Source organism: Mycobacterium sp. (assembly GCF_035640695.1).
GTDB lineage: Bacteria > Actinomycetota > Actinomycetes > Mycobacteriales > Mycobacteriaceae > Mycobacterium.
This window is the reverse complement of sequence record NZ_DASQVQ010000105.1, coordinates 1-4,398: the sequence shown is the minus strand read 5'-3', so window position 1 is coordinate 4,398 and position 4,398 is coordinate 1. Positions and strand designations below refer to the sequence as shown.

At 66.6% G+C, this 4,398-nt stretch carries 3 protein-coding genes and 1 pseudogene; 2 read left to right on the top strand and 2 right to left on the bottom strand.

Going from position 1 to position 4,398, the window contains the following annotated elements; all coding sequences use genetic code 11:
* Both VE759_RS12045 and VE759_RS12040 read right to left on the bottom strand, forming a co-directional pair.
* Positions 1 to 1,027, bottom strand: a 1,027-nt coding sequence (locus VE759_RS12045) for a transglycosylase family protein (RefSeq protein WP_324932268.1), incomplete at its 3' end; no start/stop codon positions are given.
* A gap of 438 nt (positions 1,028 to 1,465) precedes the next feature.
* Positions 1,466 to 1,672, bottom strand: a pseudogene (locus VE759_RS12040) (transposase); the annotation flags it as partial.
* Between the two features lie 344 nt (positions 1,673 to 2,016).
* On the opposite strand from VE759_RS12040, the gene VE759_RS12035 reads away from it, so the two are divergent.
* Both VE759_RS12035 and VE759_RS12030 read left to right on the top strand, forming a co-directional pair.
* The gene (locus tag VE759_RS12035) at positions 2,017 to 2,826 is read left to right on the top strand and encodes a hypothetical protein (RefSeq protein WP_324932265.1); all 810 of its coding nucleotides are present in this window, start codon (positions 2,017 to 2,019) and stop codon (positions 2,824 to 2,826) included.
* 291 nt (positions 2,827 to 3,117) lie between these two features.
* On the top strand, positions 3,118 to 4,398 hold a 1,281-nt coding region (locus VE759_RS12030; protein WP_324932262.1), incomplete at its 3' end, for a flavin-containing monooxygenase.

The window sequence follows — 4,398 nt, the reverse complement described above, 5'->3', positions numbered from 1 at the left end:
ACGCCTGAGTGACCTCGGCGATTGCGATCTGCTCTTCTCGGGTGGCCAGGTCGGCGCGTGGCGCATAACGCAACCCACCGTGGCGCTCCCAGGTTTCCTGGTTGAACTGCACGCCACCGTAGAAGCCGTTGCCGGTGTCGATGGCCCAATTGCCGCTGGACTCGCAGGAGGCGAGCGCATCCCACGTGGCGGTCTTGCTCATTGGCGGCACCTGGGTGCCCGGCTTGGCGCCGACCCGCTGTACCGCCGGCCGGGCGGGTGTCACGACATTGTGGGCCATCACCCATCGGCCGGTTTCGACGCCGTTGACGGTCGAGACGGTGAAGGTGACGTCCTGGGTGCCGGGAGTGCCGGGGTCATCGACGACGCGGCGGCTGATGTTCAGTGTCGGGTCTTCGATGCGCCGCAGCGGCGCCGGCAACGGCAAGCGCGCGGCGACGTTGTGCATGCGGATGCGGGTGACCACGATCTGCATGCCCTCGATGACCGGCGCCGACGCCGGGGGCACCACCTTGTCGTCCTGGTGGAGCGGCGCACCGGCCGCTGCCAGCAGCTGGCCCACGGTGGGCGCCGCTAAGCGCTGGTCGCTGACCACACCGCCGTCGTTGATGTGCACGTGCTTCGCGCTGACCATCGGCAGCGCCATTCCGGCCAGCGGCACGCGGCTCGCACGAGACGCCGCGACGGGGGCGGCATCGCTCATCGACAGCTGCTTGAGGGCCTCATCGACGGTCAACGCCGTCGTCCACACCTGCTTGCTTGGTTGGCCGTCGATCGACACCTGCAGCGGCCGGCCGCGTCGCAGCATGATGGTGTCAGACTGGTGGACCAGCTGATTGGCGCCCGGATAGAGATTGTCGTGCTCGCCGACGGCGAAGCCGTTTTCCCGCACCACGTCGCTGACCCGCGACTTCAACGTCGACACCGCCGTCGGTACGCCGTCGACGGACAGCGTGACGGTCTTGTGCACCGCCACGGTGTAGCCGCCCGCCAACATCAACGCCAATAAGAGTGCGCCGACCAGCACACGCTGCGCCTTCGATTTCGCGCTGGCCTTTCCCCGGGTCCCCGCGCGTTTGCCGGCGGCGCTGTCATCGCCGCCGCCATCGGGTCGCTGGGCGGCCTGCTCCAGGGCCAACTGCTCAGCCCCAGCCTGCCGTGCGGCTTTGGCCTCGCCGATCTCGGCCGGCCCAGTCTCGCGTCGCCACAGCTGCTCGGCCATCTCGCCACCGCGACTTTGCTCACCCCATGTCGCGTCCTCGGCCTTATCGATCCGTTCGGCATCGGCCAACAGGGCTGAAACCACCGCGGCCAGAACGTTGGCCCGCACCCTTGTCCCGTCCAACGCGACCCGGCCTACTCGGCCTACCCGGACGACACCCGCGGCCTGGCCCAACGCCAACGCCTGTACGAACAGTGGCCTCAGCGCAGCCAGGTGCCGCCTGCGGAATCGGACGATCGCCCGATAGTCCGGGGCCGCCCCCGCGGCCAGCCACCGAAAGCACACATCATCGACGCATTTGCGTTCGATCACCCGCGACGAGCGCACCCCGATGATGTAGCCGTACAACAGGACACGGACCAACAGCCGCGGATCACAGGGCGGCGCGCCACGCCCCTCGGTGGAGGCGGCCCGAATGCGGACGAATTCGGAATGCTCCTCGACGAACACCGCGATGAACCTGGCCAGATGCTCGGCCGGCGACAAGTCATCCAGCGATGGCGGCGACAACGATCGCTGATGCGGGGCGAATACACGGAACGCCTTGTGCGCCGGGCGGATTCGGCCCGAAATACGCGTCTGCCCGATAGCCAAGATCTACCTCGAACAATCGACCATCACCGAATTCATCAGCTACGTATCATCCCCCGCGCCCGATCCCCAGCCGATCATCCCGCCCGGCGTGTTGCCTACCCAGGCTCCGCCAGCGACACTCACGCGCCACGGCGGCTCGATCTCCTCGCCGAGCCGTATCTGAGGCGATATCGCCCGGGCCTCGTCTAGAGTTGTTGGCCGTGCGCACCTGGATCGCCGCTCTTGTCCTGGTCGTGGTGGTCGCGGCGGCGATCACCGTCAAGCTGCTTGTGCGCCGCCGCGCGCCCATCGGGGGCTGGTTCGCCGACTCGCCGCGTAGCGCCGGCACGTTGTCGGTGATCGGTACGATGTTCGCGGTCGTGCTTGCGTTCGTGATCTTCCTCGCGCTCCAGAGCTATCAGCGCGCGCGGAACGGGGCGAGCGTCGAGGCCATCGCCGTGGCCGAACTCGACTCCGTCGCTCAGGTGTTCCAGTCGCCCTCGAGCGATCATCTGCACGGCGGGCTGGTCTGCTATGCGCGCGCCGTCATCGACGACGAATGGCCCTTGATGAGGAATGCGCGTTCCAGCGAGCTGGTGCAGTCGTGGATCGACAAGCTGGGCCGGGAGTTCGCGATCGCAGAGCCCCACGGCGCGCGACAAGAGACCGCCTACGCCCAGTGGTTCGACGAGCAGGCGCAGCGCCGCGAAGGTCGGCGCGAGCGCCTCGCCGAGGCGGCGCCGTTCGTGCCCCTGCCGCTGTGGGTCGTGCTGGGCATCGGCGCTTCGCTCACGATCGCCTACATGTGCGCGCAGGCCGACCGGCGTGAGGGGATCGTTGTCCAGTCGTTACCGATCGGTTTCGTCACGGCGCTCGTGACCGCGGGCTTGCTCGTGATCTTTTTCCTCGACCACCCGTACGCAAATGGGGGTGGCAGCATCGCGCCCACCGAAATGCGCCGGACGCTCACGCTCATCGATCACGGGGCGGCGGCGCCGTGCGACGACCACGGCATCCCCCGTCCCGCCTGACGTCCTGCCAGAGCTTTCTTTCAAAGGCACCTAATCCGCTTTGCCCCTGCGGAAACCGGCGGGCGAACGTTGAATGGCGTATTTATGTCTGCGCGGATGTCGCCGCATTACGAGAAGCAACATCGCCGGAGCAATCAGCTGAGCCGGTGGCGCAACACCACCGTTCACCTATTTCAGGTGTGCCCTCAGGAAGACTGTGCGTCTCGGTCGGCTCAAGTTCGGCCCTGATGACACGGGACACAACCCCCCAAATAGACCGCAGCCGCGTCGGCGCCGTGCGACAGTTCCCGGATGAGGAGAAGCGTCGCCGTGATCGGGGCCGGACCAGGCGGGCTGATCGCGGCGCGTTGGCTCGTCTCGCAGGGATTCGAGCCGACGATCTTCGAGCAGGGACCGATGCTAGGGGGCCAGTGGACGGGCCGCCGTGGTTGCAGCGGCGTGTGGCCCACCATGCATACCAACACAAGTCGCATCATGACGGCCTTCAGCGATCTCGAGCACGAGAGCGACCTCGTCTACCCATCAAACCGCGACATCCTTGACTACTTGCATCGCTATGCCGAGAAGTTCAGCCTTACGTCGCGCATCCGGTTCGGCACCCGGGTCGAACTGCTCAGGCGAGACGACCCAGGATGGCTCGTTGGTCACGCCGGCATGGACGAGCGCTTCGAACGAGTGGTGGTGGCAAGCGGCAGGTTCCACTCGCCCGCCATCCCACCTGTTGCGGGTCTCGGCACGTTTGCAGGCTCGGCAGGAGCGACCCCCACGTACCACTACCGAGAGCCCTCTCCATATCGCGGCAAGCGCGTTCTCGTGGCCGGTTGCGCGGTCAGCGCCCTTGAGATCGCCGCAGAACTCGCGCAGCTCGGCGCAGCCCGCGTTGTGGTCACCCAGCGGCGACAGAGGTACGTCCTGCCGAAGTTCGCCGCCGGAGTCCCCTCCGATCACCGGATCTTCACCCGATACGGAACCCTGGCGAGCGAGACTCTTTCAGCGGATGAGATCGACCGGCAGCTAAAGGAGATTGTGGTGGAGGCCGGTGGGAGCCCGGAGCAGTACGGCGCACCGGCACCCGACCCGTCTCTCTTCGCCGCCGGGATCACCCTCAACCAGCAGTATCTGCCGCTCGTGGCCGAGGGCCGGATTACGGTGCGTCCGTGGATGGAATCCATCGCGGACGCGACCGTGACCTTCGCCGACGGGCATGCCGAGGAGTTCGACGGGATTGTCCTCGGCACTGGGTTTGATTTGTGCCTGCCGTTTCTGAGTGAAGAGATCCGGACGATCCTCGACCTCGACACGGTCCACTTGGACGCCGACCGCTACACCTTCCATCCAGACCTGCCGGGATTGGCCTTCGTGGGCATGTGGGATCAATCGGGCGGATACTTTGTGCCGCTCGAACTTCAGGCCAGGTGGATCGCCTATACGTGGGGTGGCACGATACCGGCGACAACTGAGACCGACCAGCGGTTGGCGATCAATGCGTATCGCTCCAAGCGGGGGATGTCCCAGAAAACGCGGATGAACCTGGTGGCCGTGACCTTCGCCCGAGCCGCACGGGTCGAGCCG